The sequence below is a fragment of the Arhodomonas sp. KWT genome (assembly GCF_010993615.1).
Map to the genome: position 1 here is coordinate 1 of NZ_WNXE01000808.1, position 760 is coordinate 760.

Annotated in this window: 1 protein-coding gene and 1 pseudogene; one reads left to right on the top strand and one right to left on the bottom strand. The window is 71.8% G+C overall.

Annotation, left to right across the window (positions count from 1 at the left end):
* Positions 1 to 192 (top strand): annotated as a pseudogene (locus tag G7A99_RS22560) (Rrf2 family transcriptional regulator); the annotation flags it as partial.
* A 5-nt stretch (positions 193 to 197) separates the two neighbouring features.
* On the opposite strand, the gene G7A99_RS22565 reads toward G7A99_RS22560, so the two are convergent.
* Positions 198 to 635: a GtrA family protein gene (locus G7A99_RS22565; protein ID WP_018718918.1), complete on the bottom strand. Its 438-nt coding sequence runs from the start codon at positions 633 to 635 to the stop codon at positions 198 to 200.
* Positions 636 to 760: the final 125 nt, after the last annotated feature.

A 760-nucleotide genomic window follows, 5' to 3' on the forward strand; every position in this document is an offset into this window, starting at 1 on the left:
TTCGCGCCGGACAACCGTTGCGTCATCACGCCGAGCTGTCGGCTGACCCACATCCTGGGCGACGCCCTCAAGGCCTTCTTCGCGGAACTGGACAAGCATACCCTCGCGGACCTGCTCACCACCCGGGACGACATGCGCGAGCTGCTCGGCATCCGCGGCATCCCCGTGGTCCAGGCGGCGAAGAGCGGCTGACGGGGTCACCGCCGCGGCCGGAACACCAGCCGGCTGGAGAGCACGAAGTTCACGCTCATGCCGCCGGCGCCGCCGACTAGCACCGCGCACAGCGGCAGCAGTGCCGTACCGGCGGGCACTGCGGCCGCCACGCCCCGGCCCGCATGGAGCACGAGCGCGAACAGCGCGAGGTTGAGGGCACCGCCGGTCGCGTGGGCGCTGTAGAAGCTCAGCAGCTGTGGCAGCACCCGCCGCCTGCGCCGGTGCCCCGCGAAGGTGAACCGGCGGTTGAGGAAATACCCCACGGTCATCGCCAAGGCCAGTGAGCCGAGGCGCGCGGCACGCAGGCCCACCGGACACAACGCGTGAATGGTGTACAGGCCGGCGGCATCCACGCCGGCCATCACGCCCCCGACCAGGGCAAAGCGGGCGAACGTCGCGCCACCCGCCGTCGACCGCGTCACGCCACCGTCCCGCCTTGGCCTCATGCTGGGATACCCGCGTCGCCTGATCTGCCGACACCATACCGTGCCCCCGGGGGCGCCACCGTGACAGCCGGGTTTCACGTGTGCGCCACGCCCGCCGGCAG